This window comes from Winogradskyella sp. PC D3.3 (assembly GCF_054366245.1).
This window is the reverse complement of sequence record NZ_CM135962.1, coordinates 2,140,563-2,159,725: the sequence shown is the minus strand read 5'-3', so window position 1 is coordinate 2,159,725 and position 19,163 is coordinate 2,140,563. Positions and strand designations below refer to the sequence as shown.

The following is a 19,163-nucleotide window of genomic DNA, read 5'->3' as shown; positions in this document are numbered from 1 at the left end:
AATTGGTCTTTTTCAAGATTTTGAATTATACTCCCGTAATGTTAAGATTGATTAATTTGCGAAGCGGAATAGGCAATATGACATCTATAAAATGTAGCATTATTTTACGCGTTTCCAATATTGTGTTCTGTAGAAAAAGGCTAAATAACCTCTTACCTGAAGTGTATCTGGATCATCTTCGAGTTTAAGACGACATCTATACGTGGTACCATTTTCAGGATTGAGTATGGTGCCTCCGTCATAAACCTTTCCGTTTTTTGTTAATCCTTCTATAAAAACCAACCCAACAATGGGTTGATCTTTGTGAGCACCACTACAATCATAACAAGTTCTAGATTCTACTTCTGGATTAGTTACAGCAATAATCTTACCATATATCTTTCCATCTTGTTCATAAATTTCAACTATAGATTTTGCATCACCTGTGTTATCATCTATGGTTTTCCATTTCCCTAGAATACTCTGAGCTGGTAAATTAAAAAACACCGTGAACAAAATAAAAAATGCAATAGTGTTTTTTATCATAATTAATGTTTTAGAGGTTTATCCTTCAAATGTAATGGGTTTAATTTAAAAATCCATCCCGATTAGAGATGGTTTTTAAAACTTAAACGTTCAGCAATTATATTAGGCCCTTAAACAGTTTCCATTTAAAATATTATAAAAAACATGCTAAACACCTAATCTTTCAAAGATTCACTAGCAAATCATATCAGCTTTACCCTCTTAAATCACGGCCTATTACTATCGATTTTGTAAAACAAATATAAAACAAAAACAGTGCTAACACTAATTTTCACAGATACTCATACTCCAATTATAAAGAGATATAAGGATCCTTTTTTGAAATCTGTTACGGCGCTAGCTCCTCTACTGTTTTCTTTTTAATTTCTTTTCGAGCTCTTGGATTCTTCCTTAAAAACTGAAGCGACGCATTCAGTTCATAACCTAAAAGTAAAATATTAGAATTTAACCATAGGTAAAGTAACAAAATCAGTAATGCTCCTATGGACCCATACAACTCGTTATACTGTGAAAAGTTATCAATATAAATACCAAATAAGAAAGACGTTAACATAATGAGAAGTGTTGTGAGCAAAGCTCCAACTGAGAAAAACTTTGACGCCTTACCTTCCTTGGTTCCATAATAATACAGTGTTGCTGTTGCTAAATAAGTCATGATAACAAAAAATAAATACTTTGCAAAAATGATCCAGCCTATGCCTTTATCTTCTTCCGTAAAAGCATGACCACTTAAACCTTCATACAAAGGCTGAATAACATAGATCTGAAAATACCCAAACACAGCAACCGTGAGCAATAAAAGAAAAGCAAGAATTAACGCCACACCAAGCGCATACATATATTGTTTAAAAATATTGCGATATAACTGTTTGTGATACGATGTTTCAAACCCAGAAAAAACAGCATTAACACCATTGGCCATTAAAAATATTGACAATAAAAACACCGAAGAAATTAAACCTCCACTAGTGTTGCTACTCATATCTTTAAAAATACTATCTATTAAAAATTCAGACGTTTGTGGTGGTAAAATTGAATTTAAAAAATCTAAAAAATCAACCCTAAACCCCTCAATTGGGATATAAGGAATTACAATAATGACAAACAATAAAAACGGAAAAATAGCCGTAAAAAAACTAAAGGCAATCGCACTAGCTCTTGTGGTTAGCGCTCCATTTACGATTCCCATAATGTAAAGCTCTAGTAAATCATATATGGATAACCCTTCAAATCCTGGTAATTTTATACGCTTAAAAAAGCGCACAAGTATATTGACTACTGGAATTTTATTTAATTTATCTTCTATCAGTTTTGACATTTTATGAGTTTTAGCTTTTGGCTTTCTAACTTGTAATCTATTACCTCAAAACTAACTTATACAGCTTTTAAGCTTAAATCTTTATTATAAACTGAGTGCGTTAAGGCTCCTGACGAAATATAATCAACTCCACACTCCGCGTATTTTCTAAGTGTATTTTCATTAATACCTCCAGACGATTCCGTTAAACACTGACCTCCAATAAGTTTTACAGCTTTTCTTGTATCTTCATAATTAAAGTTATCAATCAGAATTCTATAAACTCCACCACAATCTAAAATTTCTTTAATTTCTTCAAGATTTCTAGCTTCAACAATAATTTTTAAATCTCTATTAGTGGCTTTTAAGTACTGCTTCGTTAAGTTTATAGCTTTAGCAACTCCACCTGCAAAATCGATGTGATTATCCTTTAACATAATCATATCATATAAGGCAAATCTATGATTTTCACCACCTCCAATTTTTACAGCCCATTTTTCTAAAGCTCTAATACCAGGAGTGGTTTTACGTGTATCTAAAATTTTTGTCCCTGTACCCTCTAATAAATCAACAAACGTTCTTGTTTTGGTCGCTATGGCACTCATGCGTTGCATGGCATTTAAAACTAAACGTTCTGCTTTAAGAATAGATTGTGACGCTCCTTCCACATAAAACACAATATCACCGTGTTTTACGTTTTGTCCATCTTCTATTAAGGTTTCAACTTTCAAATCAGCATCAACATAAGCGAACACCAATTTTGCAAACTCAACACCAGCAATTACACCTTCATCTTTTACCAATAATTTTGCTTTTCCTTGCGCTGAAACAGGAATACAAGCCAGTGAACTATGATCACCATCACCAACATCTTCTCTAATGGCATTGGCAATTATTAATTCTATTTCTTTATCAAATTGTGCTTTTGAAATCATCTGAATACATATTTGTTGTAAAAATAGGAATTGAAAGATTAAAAATATCAAAAAGTAAATGTCAAATTATAAAGAGACAAACTTTTTGAATGCTTTTAAATCCTTAAATTTGAAACTCAATTAGGCAGTTTCTGTCACCTCGAGCGCAGTCGAGAGGTCATTTAACGAGGTCTCGACTGCGCTCGGCCAGACACTACAATGCAAATAAAACTGATAGCCATAGGCAAAACTGACAATAAAAACTTAATTGCATTAATTGCAGATTACTCAAAACGACTTGGATTTTATATTAAGTTTGATTTTGAAATCATTCCTGATTTAAAAAAAGTAAAGAATTTATCCGAAGCCCAGCAAAAGGACAAAGAAGGCGAACTGATTTTAGCTAAAACACAAACTTCTGATGTTCTGATTTTACTTGATGAAAACGGTAAACAAATGGATTCAGTAGCATTTTCGAGTTACTTACAAAAACATATGAATTCTGGAATTAAAACCTTAATCTTTGTAATTGGCGGGCCTTATGGATTTTCGGATGCCGTTTATGCTAGAGCCAACGGAAAATTAGGTTTATCTAAAATGACCTTTTCACATCAAATGGTGCGTTTATTCTTTATTGAACAATTGTACAGAGGGTTTACAATTCTTAGAAATGAGCCTTATCATCACCGCTAAAAACTATAAACCCTCTGGTATTAAACGTCGAAACGTTTCTTCAATTAATGTGTTTTATAAACTTCTTTTCGTTTTTTAAGCTGTTTTGTTAAATCGTTAATAGTCTCACTCATAGCCATTTCGTAATTTTTCTCGTTTGAAGTAGCAAAAATACGTGGTCCAGGTAAACTTAATTCGATATTACAAATCTTACCGGCATTGTGGTCTTTTTCGTCATGCTTAAAATATACTTGAGCCGAAATAAGAAACTCAAACTTGTTAGCTAATTTTTCTAATTTTTCTTCTGTTAATGCTGAAAGTGTTTCACTTGCATCAATGTTTACATATTGAAAATTTACCGTCATAATCTATCTTGTTTTAATGAATAATTCTTTTCACTAAGATACAAGATTTAGTCAATATTGAACCTGATAATTATCATAATTAATTGATAAATTTTACAATTTAGTTCTTTAAACCACCTGTTTAAAAGCAGACGAACTAGAATTGAACACCTTAGACTATCTCTACCTTTTATTAAACTTATAGCCTATTGCTAACTTTGCCTTAGTAAGATTTAATAAGTAATCATTTCCGTAGCCAAAATCTGTATTATACAAATCGTTACTATAGGATAAACTTATGTAATACTGTTTCAAATTATAGCTCAAACCTAAAAGAAAATCTAATTTGTACACCATAGGATTAGAAGGCTTATAACTTCCATCCTTAAGTGTGATTTTTTTATTAGCCAAACCAATACCTGGCATTACATTTACTGTTGCTGTAATGTTCTCAGGAAGTTTAAAATAAGTAATAAAACCACCTAAAATCCCTAAGGATAATCCTTGATATCGTTTAATATCACCTTGTTCATTAAAATAAGGACTTGTCGTTTCAGATAAAATACTTGGTCTTGCTGAAAAGTAATCAAAACTCCCAAAAAGTCCTATACCTCCAGTTATAAATATATTTTCATCATTTTTATTAGACAAACCTGCCTTTAATTGCGAATACGAAAACTCTATATCATCTAAAGTGTACATATAATTAAACCCAACACTCACAGATCTAATATCTTTACTAAAAACAGTCGCTTCGTCAAAATTATTCTTAGCATTAAAACCTCTATATACTTGCGTATAAATTTTTACATAATTTTGATCTTTTAAAATGGTTGTTCCTTGTAAATCAAAACGACTTGTTTTCTCTTTATTCGGGTTTTTAATATTAACAGCGATATCGAGTATAATTTTTTTATTAGCAAATCCAAGCCCTATACCATATCGGTTATTAGGCACAAATTTGGCTTTAGAATCATCATCTGAAATACTGAATTTATTCACCTTAAAATTAGAAAACAGACGGATGGAATAATTTTCCATATCTCGGTCTACAAGTAAAGAATCTAAATCATCTAAATCTTGTGCCGTAAGAGTTAAGTTAGCAAAACAAAAAACTAAAAGCAAATAAAGCTTTACCATAGTGAGTATGTTAAAATATTATATTTTTACAAAAGCTAAATTACATTAAATAAGACCACCCTATGCAACTTGTTTTCGCAACTAATAACTTAAATAAAATTAAAGAAGTCCAAAGTATGTTACCAGAACATATTAAACTTTTAAGTTTAAAAGATATTGCTTGCGATGAAGATATCCCAGAAACACAACCAACAATTGAAGGTAATGCCATACAAAAAGCAGAATACCTAAAAAAACATTATGGCTACGATTGTTTTGCTGACGACACAGGTTTAGAAGTCGACGCATTAAACGGAGAACCAGGCGTGTTTTCGGCACGTTATGCTGGTCCACAACGCAATGCTGAAGACAACACCAACAAACTACTTACAGCGCTTAAAACGAAAGCCAACCGAAATGCACAATTTAAAACCGTAATTGCATTACATCTTAATGGAAAACTACACACGTTTACAGGAATCTGCAAAGGTATAATCACACCTGAGAAACATGGTAATGGAGGTTTTGGATACGACCCGATCTTTAAAGCCGAGGGTTATGATAAAACGTTTGCTGAAATTTCTTTGGAAGAAAAAAACAAAATAGGCCATCGTGGGAAAGCCGTTTCTAAACTGATTGCATTTTTAAAAGATTAAGATAAAATAACAGCGTATAAAACACCTTATCATTAATCATTATCGAGTTCATCATCACTCTGCTACACACATAACACACTGAATTAAATCACATTAACAAACACAAAACAACAAAAATTGATTATCCAATTAATTGTTGTACATTTGCACCCTGCAAAAAATCCATGATCGGATTTTGTATATTCCTCAGAGTGAGGATGTGTTACCTAGAAGTTTAAGTGTTTAGTATGTCGATTCGCTTCTTTTGTAACACCAAAAGAATATAATCGAATACATATACTCAAGAATGAGCACATTCCAAGAATTAGGTCTTAATGAAGACCTTATTAAAGCTATTACAGATTTAGGTTTTGAAAAACCAAGTGAAGTACAAGCAAAAGCAATCCCATTATTATTAGAAGAAGACAAAGACTTAGTAGCTTTGGCACAAACTGGTACAGGGAAAACCGCAGCTTTCGGATTTCCGATGTTGCAAAAAATAGATATTGATAGCAGAACCACACAAGGTCTTATCCTATCTCCTACTCGTGAACTTTGTTTACAAATCACCAACGAACTTAAACTTTACGGTAAATATTGCAAAGGCTTAAATGTTGTAGCTATCTATGGTGGATCTAGTATTTCAGATCAAGCAAGAGCTGTAAAACGTGGAGCACAAATTATTGTGGCAACACCAGGTCGTATGAAAGATATGATTAGCCGTAGAATGGTTGATATTTCTAAGATACAATACAGCGTTTTAGATGAGGCTGATGAAATGTTAAACATGGGCTTTAAGGAAGATATTACTGATATTCTTTCGCATACACCAGAAGACAAAAACACCTGGTTATTCTCTGCAACAATGCCTAAAGAAGTGGCAACTATTGCAAAGAAATTCATGTACAATCCTACTGAAATTACGGTAGGTAATAAAAACGAAAGTACGAGTAACGTTTCTCACGAATACTATTTAGTAAACGCAAGAGATCGTTATCAAGCGTTAAAACGTTTGGCAGATGCAAACCCAGATATTTTTTCTGTAATTTTCTGTCGTACAAAAAGAGACACACAAAAAGTAGCCGAAAACTTAATTGAAGATGGCTATTCTGCAGGTGCACTACACGGAGATTTAAGTCAGAACCAGAGAGATTTGGTCATGAAATCTTTTAGAAATCAACAAATACAGATGTTAGTTGCAACCGATGTAGCAGCCCGTGGTATTGATGTTGATGATATTACTCACGTTATTAATTATCAACTTCCTGATGAAATAGAAACCTATACACACCGATCTGGTAGAACAGGACGTGCTGGTAAAACAGGAGTGTCTATGGTTATTGTTTCTAAAAGTGAAGTTAGAAAGATAAAAAGTATTGAACGTATCATTAAGAAAGATTTCGATAAAAAAGAAATTCCTTCTGGTGGTGATATTGTTGAAGTACAATTAATGTCTTTAGCAAACAAAATCCATACAACAGAAACAAATCACGAAATTGATAAGCATCTCGAAAGTATCAATGAATTATTTGCTGATACTGATAAGGACGAATTAATTAAGAAGTTTTTCTCTGTAGAGTTTAACCGTTTCTTCAATTACTACCAAAAATCGAAAGACTTAGGTACTGTAGAATCTCGTGGAAGCGATAGAGATGGCGGACGCGATTACGGAAAACAATCTGATGATTCACGTTATTTTATTAATGTGGGTAGCAAAGATGGTTTTGATTGGATGAAATTGAAAGATTTCTTAAAAGAACAATTAGAACTTGGGCGTGACGATGTCTTTAAGGTAGATGTTAAAGAAAGTTTCTCTTTCTTTAATACTGAAAAAGCATTACAAGAAAAAGTATTAGCTTTCTTTACAGACTTTAAATATGAAGGTCGTTTTGTAAACGTAGAAGTTAGTGAAGACAAAGGCAGAAGTCGTGGTGGCAGAAGTGGTGGTAGAAGCCGTGGAGGAAATGACAGACGCTCTGGAGGTGGAGGAAGTCGCAGACGCGATGACAAACCAAGAGGAGAGAGACGCTCTAGTGGTAGACGCTCTGAAGGAGGTGGTTCTGGAAACAGAAGCGACAGACGTACTAGCGATAGAAGCGACAGAGGAGAGAGACGCTCTTCAGAATCTAGTGGTTCTTCCGAAAGACCAAGACGTTCTAGACGACGTGATTAAGCTGTTATAAAAACAGTTCTTTCAAAACAATACATTACAAAATCCAAAACTTAAAGTAGCCCTTTAAGTTTTGGATTTTTTTTGTGTGATAGCCGCATTAATGCCTAAAAAAGTTAATATTAAGTCAAATCTAAGCACGCAATATGTTAAATCCGTTTTCTTTATTACCTTTACCTCGTAACACAAATGCATGCGATATCTACTTTTTTTAATTATATGCTTAAGTACGGTTAGTGGTTTTAGCCAAGACAGTACAGCAACAAAAACACCAACTAAAGTTAAAGGAACTATAGTTAGTGCTTCGACGGGTCTACCTTTAGCGGAAGCCAATGTTATAAATATCAATCAAGTTGTAGGGACTGCAACAACCGATGAAGGGCTTTTTGAAATAAAAGCAAAAGTCAATGACACCTTACATTTATCGTATTTAGGTTATAAATCGATTAAAGTTAGAGTCACTAATGATTGGTTAAAATTTGGGAATACCGAAATTAAAATGACCGAATTAGCTTTAGCTTTAGAAGAAGTTACAGTAAAACAACTCGAATTAACGGGCTATTTGGAAGTCGACATGAATCAGGTGCCAATGACATCTAATAATCGTTATCGCATTTCTGGTTTACCTGGACAAGGTTACGAAGCTGGAAAACCAAATATTGCAACCAAAGTGCTTGGTGCGATATTTAATCCAGCAGATTTCTTATACAATATGTTTGGTCGAAAGCCTAATGAAATGCATAGGCTAAAGAAAATGAAAGAAGATGACGAAATTAGAAGTCAACTATCGAAACGTTTTGATAGAGAAATGTTATTAGTGCTTTTACAAGTCACAAAATTCGATTTAGACGAAATCGTAAATCAATGTAACTACTCCAAAGATTTCATTAACACAGCTAATGATCTTCAAATTTTAGATGCTATTAGCGAATGTTATGAAGAATATAAAGTGATCAAAAGAAGTAAGGCAAAAAAGACTAAGACTTAAGCTTCAGAGTGCAAAGCCACTCTATTACCTTCCGTATCAATAAAGACTCCCATAAACCCATTTTCATCAGAAATTTTAGTTTTTTCTAGGCCTATTTTTCCACCAGCAGCTTCTATACTATCAAGTTCTATCTGCACATCCTTAGACATAAAATAAACCAACGTCCCTTCCTTACTTGGTATGTAAGACTTTTGTTTAATCAATGTTCCGGTTGCTCCATAAGCTCCATTGTTATCTGGAAACCAGCCCATTTTTAACCCATCAAATTCTACATCTTTAATTTCTACATTAAATACTGTTTCATAAAACGTTTTAGCACGATCCATATCGTTTACGGGAATTTCAAACCAACCTACCATAATCTGTGTTTTTAGTTCAATAAATTTACAAAATTTATACTTTCAATTTATAGCGCTCTACAATTGCATCGTAATCTTTTAACGTTTTTTTAATCCAATCAAAACGTTTTTCAATAATTTCCGTTTCGCTTAATTGCCATTCTATTGTCGATTTTCGTAATTGTGCCGTCACATGTTGAAGAATAATTGCTGCAGATACCGAGATATTTAAACTTTCCGTAAAACCAACCATTGGAATTTTCAAAAAGCAATCTGCATTATCAATCACTTGTTGTGATAAGCCTTCCGTTTCTCTACCAAAGAAAAAACAAGATTTTTTAGCTATATCAAAATCGATTAACTCACAATCATCAATATGTGGAGTTGTAGCTACAATTTGATAATCTTTCGCTTTTAAATCAGCAATACAGTCTGTTATTGAGTTATAGCGATTTAAATCCACCCATTTTTGAGCTCCCATAGCAATTTCCCTATCGATACTTTTTGAATTCACCTCTTCTACAATATTCAATTCCTGTATCCCAAACACATCACAAGAACGCATCACAGCACTCGTATTATGTAACTGATAGACATCTTCAGTGGCGACTGTAAAATGTTTTGTACGTTGAGGCAGAACGCTATTAAAACGCTCAATGCGGCTTTCGGTGAGGAATGTTTCTAAATATTCTAGAAGTTTCAAGTCTTGCATAGCTCAAAAATAGTAATTTTATAAATTGAAATACCTATGTTAAAAGCGTAAACATTCAAGTCAAGGATTATCATCAACATTAAACAGAACCACATGAAACATATAGTTGTATTAACAGGAGCTGGTATGAGTGCCGAAAGTGGTATAAAAACATTTAGAGATGCGGACGGCCTTTGGGAGGGACACGATGTTATGGAAGTAGCCACACCAGAAGGGTTTAAACGTAATCCTGAATTGGTCTTAAATTTCTACAACGAAAGACGACAGCAATTAAAAGACGTAGAACCTAACCAAGCTCATAGAGATTTAGCAACTCTTGAAAACCATTATAACGTCAGCATCATAACTCAAAATGTCGATGATTTACACGAACGTGCCGGCAGCAGTAATGTTGTGCATTTACATGGTGAACTCCGTAAAATACGAAGCTCAGGAGATCAAAACGATATCAGAACATGGACTGAAGATATCCACCTGGGTGATACCTGTGAAAAAGGCTATCAACTCCGTCCGCATATTGTTTGGTTTGGAGAAGCTGTTCCTATGATTGACAAAGCCATAGAAATTTGTCAACAAGCCGATATTTTAGTTATTATTGGTACTAGTATGCAGGTTTATCCCGCTGCAGGATTGCTAGATTTTGCACCTTCAGAAACACCAATTTATTATATTGACCCGAAACCTAATTTAAATAAAAATAGTAAAGTTCATAGTATTGCCCAGTCAGCAACAGAAGGAGTTAAAACATTATTATCTCTTTTAGAAACGCCTCCACAAAATTAAGCATCAAAACCTAAAACAAATTATAATAAAACTAGACATGAAAACAGAAAACAAAGTCGTCATAGTAACAGGCGCTTCAAGAGGTATTGGGAAAGAAATTGCAATTCAATTAGCTAAAAATGGCGCTAAAGTTGTAGTCAATTATTCTAATAGCACCACTGAAGCTGAAACCACCGTTTTAAACATCACTAAAGCCGGAGGCTCTGCGTTTGCCATTAAAGCAGATGTAAGCAATAGAGATGACGTCACGCAATTATTTGATAAAACCATTGCTAAATATGGCAAAGTCGATGTTTTAATAAACAATGCAGGCGTCATGATTTCAAAAGCAATAAAAGATAATACACAAGACGATTTTTCTAAACAATTTGATATTAACGTTAGAGGTATTTTTAATACCTTACAAGAAGCCTATTTTAAACTTGCAGACAACGGAAATATCATTAATGTTTCATCGAGTACTGTAAAATTAATGTTTCCTACGTATGCTTTGTATTCGGCATCAAAGGCAGCGGTTGAACAAATGACACGCGTCTTTTCTAAAGAAATAGGAAGAGGTATCTCAGTAAATGCCATTGCCCCAGGAGCCACAGAAACTGAATTATTTTTAAACGGAAAGTCTCAAGAATTTATAGATAAACTCAGTAGTATGAATGCATTTAACAGACTAGCAAAACCCATTGATATTGCCAGAGTTGTTGTGTTTTTAGCAAGTGACGATTCTAAATGGGTTTCTGGTCAGGTTATTGGAGCCAACGGAGCTTTAGTTTAAATAGTTATAAAGGATTGTACAAAATTAAAAGTTAATATTGCGTCTTGCTAATTAAAAAAACGTCATGAAATTAGGAAAAATTTAGAATTATTCTATAGTTTTTGCTTATTTTAGTTTCACCTTTTTTAATCTACTTTTAGACATTAATGTTCTTTAAAAAAAAAAACTTCCTAATTTTAGGTTTAAAACTGTAACAAATATTGAAAACAAATTACTAATACTTCAAACTTTAAAAAGATGAAAACAATAACAAAAAAGAAAACGTTACTCCTAATATCTATTGGAATTTTTGTCGTTGCAATATCTCAAATATTTTCTCAATTGACAGAATTACCAGATTTAGCAAAAGGTTCATTTATTGGAATAGGAATTGGGTTGTTACTAACGGGGTTAATTTTTGGCAACTTTAAAACGGTTAAATAACCTTCATTATAAAGACCAAAATTAAACGAACCGAAATCCATATTGTACCAAAGCGTTCTACGACTATTCGACTTCAAGAATATGGTGTTGGTATTTTTAAGACATTTCCCACAAAATCTGCTTTAAAAAAGGCTTTAAAAAAAAATCATATTACTGTAAATGGAGAAATTGCAACTTCAGCTACATTTATAAAAGGAGGGGAATGTATTACCTTATCGGTTCCTGAAAACGTGAGTCCAAAAAAGAGATTGATCTTTAAACTCAAGGTGCTGTTTGAAGATGATTATTTAGCTGTCATTCATAAACCTGGTGGAATTTTAGTAAGTGGCAATCATTTTAAAACTATCGCTAACGCTTTAATCCAGAATTTAAAACGAAGTCCACTCGATGACACAACTCAACCACAACCTGTTCACCGTTTAGATTTTGCAACTACGGGTATTTTATTGGTTGGAAAAACAAGTCGTAGCATTCGTGCTTTAAATCAACTTTTTGAAGATAGAGCCATTAAGAAAACCTATTTTGCGGTTACGATTGGTAACATGAACACCGAAGGCAGCATAACTACAGAGGTTGACGGAAAGCCTTCTCGGTCTAATTATAAAGTCCACCAATCTGTTAGCTCTGAAAGATTTGGTCAACTAAATCTCGTAGAATTAGAACCCTTTACTGGTCGGCGACATCAATTACGCAAACACTTATCTGGCATAGGAAATCCTATATTAGGAGATAAAGATTATGGTATAGCATCCCTTATTTTAAATGGAAAAGGATTGTACCTCCACGCCTATTCTTTAAAATTTATTCACCCATTTACCAAAGATAAGCTATATATTAAAGATGAATTCCCCGAGAATTTCAAAAAAATATTTAGTGTTTTACAATAATTTAAAGTCTAATGCTGAGTGTTGGTTTATTACAGACTCACTTATTCTTAGCCTCAATCCATTTACTCATATATTTAGTACTCTGCATCGATTGGTGCATAAATAATTGTCCTATAAAGTTGTGTTCACGATGTGCATTTAGACCGGTGGACAATTCTATTAGTTTCGATGTCAATGCTTTTTCGAAATCCGTTTTATTAAAACGTTGGTTTAAAACTGTAAATCCATGTAACTGCTTCTCTTTCCAAAGTTCTGCTTCAGTATAAAGTTCTGTTGCTTTTTCTGCAAAAACCTCAGGATTGTCTGCAATAAACCCGTTCTCATCAAAATGACCAAACATCCCTTCTGCGGCAATACTTGTCATAACACATGGAGTTCCGTTTTGCATCGCATCAACGAGTTTTCCTTTTAAGCCTGCACCAAAACGTAAGGATGCCAAACAAATTCTTGCATTTCGCATGACGTCATCCACCTCTTTTGCAAACCCCTTAATAAAAAATCCTTCTTTGGGTTTATTCAGTTGCGTTACTTTTTGAGATTCGTAAGCCCCATAAATATGCAACTCTGCTTTTGGCAATTGCTGTCTTATTAATGGCCAAATTGTTTGCTTTAAATATAAGATAGCATCATAATTTGGCGCATGTAGAAAGTTACCGATAGTTATAAAATGTAGTCTTTCTTCAAAAGTTGGTAATTGTTGTATTTCAATTTCAGAAATAGAATCTAATAAAAATGGCAAATAACAAAGTAAACGCTTATCAATATTAAACTGTTGGGTTAGAATTTCAATTTCGGCTTCAGAAATCATGATGCTTAAATCGCAACGGTAAATGCTAGCAATTTCACGCTTGGTTGTTTCATTTTGTAAATTAGACAAGGTAAGATTTTCATTCTTTTTTAAAGCGACTTCCCTAGCCTTTCGTAAACCATGAAAATCTTCCGTATCTAAAATTCGTATAGCATCAGGACATTGTTCTGCAACACGCCAACCGTATTGTTCTTCTGTCATAAAACGATCAAACAACACTACATCTGGATTCATTTTTTTTACAAATTCATCAAACGATGAATCATTTAAAAGAATCGCTTCACTAATCACTCCAATCGACGATAAATCGAAAGTATTACCTGACGTTTTTGCCGCAGAGACAAACGTAACGTGGTAATCTTGATTTTGAAATTGTTCTATTAACTGAAGTATACGACTACCTGCAGCTGAACTTTTGGGCTCTGGCCAAACAAAACCAATAACTAAAAGCGTTTTCTTCAACTATTGCGGTTCTTTTAGAAATACATATTTTAAACGCACTGTATTTGCCCAAGCCACAACAGTTTCAATTTGTTCTGCTGACAATTTAGCTTCACCATGCGTCCACGTATAACTATCTAAAGGCATTTCCTTGGCTTCTACCATTTCAATTAACTCCTCAAATTTATGATCCTTCTTCTTATCCGAATAATCATTCCATTTAGAAACATTAAAATGTTTTTTTCCATCAGTCACATGTTCATTTAACCAATAATTAACGGGAGTAATATTATTATACCAAGGGTAACGTGTAGTATCGCTATGGCAATCCAAACAAGCATTTTCCAATATCGTTTTGACTTCATTTGGCGGACTAGTATCCCTAAAGAAGGCATCTACAGTTGTAATATCCCCTTCATTTTTATCAGGTCCAAAAAATTGAGCTACAATAAATACTAATAAAAGTAAAAGTCCTATTTTCTTTATAATCTTCATAATTGATTATTTTTAAAGCTCTAAATTAATCATTTTTCTTTTGACAAAAGCAGAACTATACAAAGAATTGAACTACGTCACTCATTCACGAGAAAAGCGACTAAAATACGCCAACCTACTCATAGATAATCCCCAATTAATCACACCACTTTTAGACATTCTTTTTAATGTGGACGATAAAATTTCGTGCAGAGCCGCTTGGGTTTTCGAATTTATGTGCGGTAAAAATCTCAATGCCATAATTCCACATCTCAATACCTTTACAAAACAGATAACAAGAGTTCATTTAGATTCGGCCGTTAGACCTGTCGCTAAGGTCTGCGAATATCTAACCAAAGCCCATTATTCTCAAACTAATAATCCCATTAAAACAGCCCTTTCCGAAACCCACAAAGAACACATCATAGAAGCGTGTTTTGATTGGATGATTACTGACGAAAAAATTGCACCAAAAGCCTATAGTATGAATAGTTTGTATCTCTTAGGTACAGAATACGACTGGATTCATCCTGAATTAGCTATTATTTTAGAACGTGATTATGAACTGCAAAGCTCAGGTTTTAAGGCTAGAGCAAAACATATTTTGAAGAAGATTAGAAAATGATGGTAATTGTTGGTAGCATCTTTATTTTAAAAGCTAGATTATAAAGTACCTTTTATTTTGCTTTTATCTGTGCTTCTGTTTGTCAACATTTCACACGAAGCTCTAAAAACGCAAGACAGAAGACTGTAACTGAGACTGAAAAAAAAATTTCAAATGATCATAGAAATAACTTTATTAAAAAAAACGCGAAACAAACTCATTGACTCAAAACTGAAGACAAAATACTATAAATTGAATACTGTTATTGACACTGCTTATTCCAACTAACTTTCTTATATTTGATGCTTCAAAAAAACCAACACAAATGGCACTTTCTTCTCTTAATGCAATTTCACCAATCGATGGTAGATACCGATCTAAAGTTGAAGCTTTAGGTCACTATTTTTCTGAAGAAGCACTGATTAAATATCGTGTTTTAGTAGAAATCGAATATTTTATTGCCTTGTGTGAGTTACCTCTACCACAATTAGAATCGGTTTCGAGTTCTATTTTTGAAGATTTAAGAGCTATCTATAAGAATTTTACAGCGGTTGACGCTTCAGCTATTAAAGAGATTGAAAAAGTAACCAACCATGATGTAAAAGCGGTTGAGTACTTTATAAAAGATAAATTTGATGCTTTAGAGTTATCTGCATATAAAGAATTTATTCATTTTGGATTAACCTCTCAGGATATCAATAATACAGCAATTCCTTTAAGCATTAAGGATGCGATGAATGATGTTTACGTCCCTGAATATTTAGCATTATTAGAAAAAATTGAAGGTTTAGCAAACGATTGGGCACATATACCAATGTTAGCAAGAACACACGGTCAACCAGCATCGCCAACGCGTTTAGGAAAAGAAATTGAAGTTTTTGCGGTGCGATTAAAAGAACAATTCAATTTATTGAACGACGTTCCAAGTGCTGCTAAATTTGGTGGTGCAACAGGAAATTTCAACGCTCATAAAGTCGCCTATCCTAATATCGATTGGAAAGCTTTTGGAACTAAATTTGTTCAAGAAAAATTAGGATTACATCATTCGTTTCCAACCACACAAATAGAGCATTACGATCATGTTGCAGCTTTATTTGATGGTTTAAAACGTATTAATACAATAATCATTGACTTGGACAGAGATATCTGGACGTATGTATCGATGGATTATTTTAAACAAAAGATTAAAGCTGGTGAAGTCGGAAGTTCCGCAATGCCACATAAAGTAAACCCTATTGATTTTGAAAACAGTGAAGGAAATTTAGGAATTGCAAATGCTATTTTTGAGCATCTGTCTGCCAAATTACCATTATCTAGATTACAACGTGATTTAACAGATAGTACGGTTTTAAGAAATGTAGGTGTGCCTTTTGGTCATACATTAATTGCGTTTAAATCTACTGTAAAAGGTTTAGGTAAATTATTACTAAACGAATCTAAATTTGCTCAAGATTTAGAAAATAATTGGGCTGTAGTTGCTGAAGCGATTCAAACCATTTTAAGACGTGAAAGTTATCCAAATCCTTATGAAGCGTTAAAAGGGCTAACGCGAACTAATGAATCCATTACACAAAGTTCTATTTCAAATTTTATTGATACCTTAGAGGTTTCGGATGCTATTAAATCGGAATTAAAAGCGATTACTCCAAGTAATTATACTGGAATCTAATTTTAAATTTGTGAAACTTTTCCCATTATCAACAGATGCTATTGCCTTAATTTGCGTAACGCTTATAACCTTCAGTATATTTATAGCTGGTTTATTAGATGTGCTCGATTATATGATTATAAAGGGAGTTCTATTCTTAGGTTTTGGAACCATGTTTATTTTTGCGGTTAGCTATGCCTTAAAAAATGATATCAAAAAAAATCGTCCTGAAGATACTTCTCAAGACGATTCACATTAACATTTAAATAAAATTGTCAGTTTATTTAAAAAAGTCTTTTAAACCATTTAATTGATTTTCATCAAAATCTGCCTTTTTTAATACAGATCCTAAGGACATTAATTTGCCTGCATTCATATCATCTCCTAAAATTCTGGCGATGATAAAACCTTTATTTTTAGCGTTTCCAAAAATAACGACTTCATCAATATTCTCTATATCGCCTAAAAACTTCACCACAAATTTTCCATCTGCAGCATCACCCCCTCGCATTAACTCTTCATATTTAGGATCTTTAAGAATAGTATTAACTTTTTCTAATTCTAATTTGTAATCTTCAGCATCTGTATCAGCTTTCATAAACGTTAACACATTCAACTTATCTACAGAATTATAAGCTTCTTTCTGTTCTTCCGTCAAGTCAACATTTTCAACATTAACAAAACTTGTTGGCACATCAAACGAAGCAAAACCTGGTTTTAATTCGTTATCAACGTAATAGGTCTGCAATGTAGGCCCTTGATTACAACTTGTAAAAGCTGTAACCAAAAGCAACATTACTATTGATTTTTTGATTGATTGTATCATGAGTTTATTTCTATTATTTTTTTAATGACTAATGTAGTTCACTATTCATCTTTCGATTGAATGTTAACGTGTTTAGCATGACTTGTCATTAGTTATATTTATTGTTTTTTCTCTCCAGCTTTCTTCAACTGCTCACCACCTGGAATATCCATTGAATTCGTGATTTTCGAAATTTGTCTTAAATCAATATCACCAGTTAAAGACAATACTACAGTTTCAAACACACGTTTCTTACCGTTAATTTCGATGTCTTGTCCTTCGGTTAATTCCTTAAGACCTGACATAAACATTAATAATTCTTTTACATGGTTTTCGTCTTTACCTTCTTTTACGTAAAATTTCACTGTTTGATCACCATCTTTAAAACGCATTAACTCTTCAAGTTTAGACGATTTTAAATAAGAATCTACTGTTGCTTTCATATCTGAAGACACTTTATCATTTCCTGTTGTAAAAACCTTAAGACCAGTTATTTTCTTAACCATTTCCATAAACTCTTTCGCTTCCGGGTCATCAATATCCATATCTATAGTGGCCAACATTCTAAATGCTTTCTGATTAATTACAAAGGATGCCACCTCTTCAATGTCCTCGTATTTATCGAATATACCTTGAGCGAACGTCAATACTGGTGTCAATAAAAGCGCCGTTATTACTAATATTTTTTTCATAATTTCTAATTTTTAGTTTTACTTGTTTTTTAAAATTTTGTTTGTCATTGTACTAAATTGACTTAGCTTGCTTGCTTGTTGAGCACCTTCGTTGATATTATCACCAACTAAAGCTAAGTTGTTAAATTGTTGTTTCCCTTCATTCATTCCTAAAGAAATTAAACTCAAAGCTTCCATGGTTTGGTTATATACCAAAAGTGCTTCTTGTTTTTCTTGTTCTGTAGGCCCCATAAAGCTTGGTACAACTAAACCAATCATAAGAACGGCAACAGCTGCGACAGAAATCCATTGATACAATTTTGTTTTCTTAGTGTTTAATGGAACGTCTTTGGTACACTGCTCTTTTTGTGATTGCGAAAAGTATTGAAACATGGGCTTGTAATGCTCAAATTCTGGCGCTACATTATCCCCGTTGAAGTACGCTTTTAACTGCGCTTCTTCTTGCAGAGAGGTTTCTGCGTTATGATACTTTTCTATTAATTTTTCTATATTATTTAATACCATGTTGATGTGTATTAGTTAATTTTTCTCGTATTGTTTTTCGTGCTCTCGATAGATTTACTCTAATCGCTGTTTCATTCATATCTAGTATTTTAGCGATTTCTGCAAAATCGTATTCTTCAATATCTCTTAACTGCACTATTATTTTTTGTTGTTCTGGTAGGTCTTCCATGATTTTAGAAACCCAATCCATACTGTCTTTAGCTTCAACTTGTTTTTGTAAAGACGTATTATTATCTGTGTAATTACTATGAACAATTTTTAAATTCTGTGCTTGTTTCGATTTTAGGCGATCTAAGCAAAAATTCTTGGTCATGGTCATTGAAAATGCTTCCACATTTTTATAGTCCCCAATCTTTTTGTTATTCTTCCATAATTTCAAAAGTATTTCTTGTGTCGCATCTTCTGCTTCTTCACGAGAAACCAGTAATCGTTTTGCTAAACGAAATACTTTATCCTTAAATGGCATTACTAAGCTTACAAAATCTGCTTGCTTCATTATTGTTTTGATTGGTTGATAAAGTCGATTGTTATTCGCCTTCACTATTACGACGATACACTTTATGTTTTGTTACAAAGATTTCTTTATTTTACAATATTGTAAGTAAATT

Annotated in this window: 24 protein-coding genes; 11 read left to right on the top strand and 13 right to left on the bottom strand. The window is 33.1% G+C overall.

Going from position 1 to position 19,163, the window contains the following annotated elements:
- Positions 1-99: 99 nt before the first annotated feature.
- From ACXGSQ_RS09375 to nadC, 3 genes are all read right to left on the bottom strand, one after another.
- Positions 100-525 (bottom strand): DUF2147 domain-containing protein, encoded by a 426-nt coding sequence (locus ACXGSQ_RS09375; RefSeq protein ID WP_458625943.1) that lies wholly within the window; start codon positions 523-525, stop codon positions 100-102.
- Positions 526-853: 328 nt separating this feature from the next.
- On the bottom strand, positions 854-1,843 hold the full coding sequence (locus ACXGSQ_RS09370) for a YihY/virulence factor BrkB family protein (RefSeq protein ID WP_458625942.1): 990 nt from the start codon (positions 1,841-1,843) through the stop codon (positions 854-856).
- Between the two features lie 56 nt (positions 1,844-1,899).
- On the bottom strand, positions 1,900-2,757 hold the full coding sequence (gene nadC / locus ACXGSQ_RS09365; RefSeq protein WP_458625941.1) for a carboxylating nicotinate-nucleotide diphosphorylase: 858 nt from the start codon (positions 2,755-2,757) through the stop codon (positions 1,900-1,902).
- Between the two features lie 198 nt (positions 2,758-2,955).
- On the opposite strand from nadC, the gene rlmH reads away from it, so the two are divergent.
- Entirely contained in the window at positions 2,956-3,429 is a 474-nt protein-coding gene (rlmH, locus tag ACXGSQ_RS09360) for a 23S rRNA (pseudouridine(1915)-N(3))-methyltransferase RlmH (protein ID WP_458625940.1), read from the top strand.
- 44 nt (positions 3,430-3,473) lie between these two features.
- On the opposite strand, the gene ACXGSQ_RS09355 is transcribed toward rlmH, so the two are convergent.
- Positions 3,474-3,773, bottom strand: coding sequence for an HPF/RaiA family ribosome-associated protein (locus tag ACXGSQ_RS09355; RefSeq protein ID WP_458625939.1), 300 nt, complete (start codon positions 3,771-3,773; stop codon positions 3,474-3,476).
- A 162-nt stretch (positions 3,774-3,935) separates the two neighbouring features.
- Positions 3,936-4,892, bottom strand: a complete 957-nt coding sequence (locus tag ACXGSQ_RS09350) for a DUF4421 family protein (RefSeq protein ID WP_458625938.1) — start codon at positions 4,890-4,892, stop codon at positions 3,936-3,938.
- Positions 4,893-4,954: 62 nt separating this feature from the next.
- Between ACXGSQ_RS09350 and ACXGSQ_RS09345 the strand changes: the two genes are divergently transcribed.
- The 3 genes from ACXGSQ_RS09345 (at position 4,955) to ACXGSQ_RS09335 (ending at position 8,664) form a co-directional block, all read left to right on the top strand.
- A complete protein-coding gene (locus ACXGSQ_RS09345; RefSeq protein WP_458625937.1) occupies positions 4,955-5,527 on the top strand; it encodes a non-canonical purine NTP diphosphatase in 573 nt (190 codons plus the stop codon).
- Positions 5,528-5,813: 286 nt separating this feature from the next.
- Positions 5,814-7,679 carry a DEAD/DEAH box helicase gene (locus tag ACXGSQ_RS09340; RefSeq protein WP_458625936.1) on the top strand — a complete coding sequence of 622 codons (1,866 nt, stop codon included), beginning with the start codon at positions 5,814-5,816 and terminating at the stop codon, positions 7,677-7,679.
- Positions 7,680-7,869: 190 nt separating this feature from the next.
- On the top strand, positions 7,870-8,664 hold the full coding sequence (locus ACXGSQ_RS09335; protein WP_458625935.1) for a carboxypeptidase-like regulatory domain-containing protein: 795 nt from the start codon (positions 7,870-7,872) through the stop codon (positions 8,662-8,664).
- On the opposite strand, the gene ACXGSQ_RS09330 is transcribed toward ACXGSQ_RS09335, so the two are convergent.
- Positions 8,661-9,023, bottom strand: coding sequence for a VOC family protein (locus ACXGSQ_RS09330; protein WP_458625934.1), 363 nt, complete (start codon positions 9,021-9,023; stop codon positions 8,661-8,663). The genes ACXGSQ_RS09335 and ACXGSQ_RS09330 overlap by 4 nt on opposite strands.
- 34 nt (positions 9,024-9,057) lie before the next feature.
- Positions 9,058-9,714, bottom strand: a complete 657-nt coding sequence (locus ACXGSQ_RS09325; RefSeq protein ID WP_458625933.1) for a TrmH family RNA methyltransferase — start codon at positions 9,712-9,714, stop codon at positions 9,058-9,060.
- Positions 9,715-9,807: 93 nt separating this feature from the next.
- On the opposite strand from ACXGSQ_RS09325, the gene ACXGSQ_RS09320 reads away from it, so the two are divergent.
- From ACXGSQ_RS09320 to ACXGSQ_RS09305, 4 genes are all read left to right on the top strand, one after another.
- Positions 9,808-10,497: an SIR2 family NAD-dependent protein deacylase gene (locus ACXGSQ_RS09320; RefSeq protein WP_458625932.1), complete on the top strand. Its 690-nt coding sequence runs from the start codon at positions 9,808-9,810 to the stop codon at positions 10,495-10,497.
- 37 nt (positions 10,498-10,534) lie between these two features.
- A complete protein-coding gene (locus ACXGSQ_RS09315) occupies positions 10,535-11,269 on the top strand; it encodes an SDR family oxidoreductase (protein ID WP_458625931.1) in 735 nt (244 codons plus the stop codon).
- A 237-nt stretch (positions 11,270-11,506) separates the two neighbouring features.
- Positions 11,507-11,692: a hypothetical protein gene (locus tag ACXGSQ_RS09310; protein ID WP_458625930.1), complete on the top strand. Its 186-nt coding sequence runs from the start codon at positions 11,507-11,509 to the stop codon at positions 11,690-11,692.
- Between the two features lie 230 nt (positions 11,693-11,922).
- A complete protein-coding gene (locus ACXGSQ_RS09305; protein WP_458625929.1) occupies positions 11,923-12,579 on the top strand; it encodes an RluA family pseudouridine synthase in 657 nt (218 codons plus the stop codon).
- Between the two features lie 37 nt (positions 12,580-12,616).
- Here the strand turns inward: ACXGSQ_RS09305 and ACXGSQ_RS09300 are convergent, their stop codons facing one another.
- Together ACXGSQ_RS09300 and ACXGSQ_RS09295 are read right to left on the bottom strand one after the other, a co-directional pair.
- A complete protein-coding gene (locus ACXGSQ_RS09300) occupies positions 12,617-13,849 on the bottom strand; it encodes a glycosyltransferase (RefSeq protein ID WP_458625928.1) in 1,233 nt (410 codons plus the stop codon).
- Positions 13,850-14,323 (bottom strand): heme-binding domain-containing protein, encoded by a 474-nt coding sequence (locus ACXGSQ_RS09295; protein ID WP_458625927.1) that lies wholly within the window; start codon positions 14,321-14,323, stop codon positions 13,850-13,852.
- A gap of 40 nt (positions 14,324-14,363) precedes the next feature.
- Here ACXGSQ_RS09295 and ACXGSQ_RS09290 point away from each other — a divergent pair, with 40 nt between their 5' ends.
- The 3 genes from ACXGSQ_RS09290 to ACXGSQ_RS09280 all read left to right on the top strand — a co-directional run bounded on the left by ACXGSQ_RS09290 (position 14,364) and on the right by ACXGSQ_RS09280 (position 16,813).
- Positions 14,364-14,927, top strand: coding sequence for an adenylosuccinate lyase (locus ACXGSQ_RS09290; protein ID WP_458625926.1), 564 nt, complete (start codon positions 14,364-14,366; stop codon positions 14,925-14,927).
- Positions 14,928-15,231: 304 nt separating this feature from the next.
- A complete protein-coding gene (gene purB, locus ACXGSQ_RS09285; protein ID WP_458625925.1) occupies positions 15,232-16,575 on the top strand; it encodes an adenylosuccinate lyase in 1,344 nt (447 codons plus the stop codon).
- Between the two features lie 10 nt (positions 16,576-16,585).
- Positions 16,586-16,813: a hypothetical protein gene (locus tag ACXGSQ_RS09280; RefSeq protein ID WP_458625924.1), complete on the top strand. Its 228-nt coding sequence runs from the start codon at positions 16,586-16,588 to the stop codon at positions 16,811-16,813.
- A 21-nt stretch (positions 16,814-16,834) separates the two neighbouring features.
- Here ACXGSQ_RS09280 and ACXGSQ_RS09275 read toward each other — a convergent pair whose 3' ends face one another.
- From ACXGSQ_RS09275 to ACXGSQ_RS09260, 4 genes are all read right to left on the bottom strand, one after another.
- A complete protein-coding gene (locus tag ACXGSQ_RS09275; RefSeq protein WP_458625923.1) occupies positions 16,835-17,380 on the bottom strand; it encodes a DUF4252 domain-containing protein in 546 nt (181 codons plus the stop codon).
- A gap of 98 nt (positions 17,381-17,478) precedes the next feature.
- Positions 17,479-18,051: a DUF4252 domain-containing protein gene (locus ACXGSQ_RS09270; protein ID WP_458625922.1), complete on the bottom strand. Its 573-nt coding sequence runs from the start codon at positions 18,049-18,051 to the stop codon at positions 17,479-17,481.
- Between the two features lie 18 nt (positions 18,052-18,069).
- The gene (locus ACXGSQ_RS09265; RefSeq protein ID WP_458625921.1) at positions 18,070-18,555 is read right to left on the bottom strand and encodes a hypothetical protein; all 486 of its coding nucleotides are present in this window, start codon (positions 18,553-18,555) and stop codon (positions 18,070-18,072) included.
- Positions 18,542-19,051 (bottom strand): RNA polymerase sigma factor, encoded by a 510-nt coding sequence (locus ACXGSQ_RS09260; protein ID WP_458625920.1) that lies wholly within the window; start codon positions 19,049-19,051, stop codon positions 18,542-18,544. The genes ACXGSQ_RS09265 and ACXGSQ_RS09260 overlap by 14 nt, the downstream gene beginning before the upstream one ends.
- Positions 19,052-19,163 lie beyond the last annotated feature (112 nt).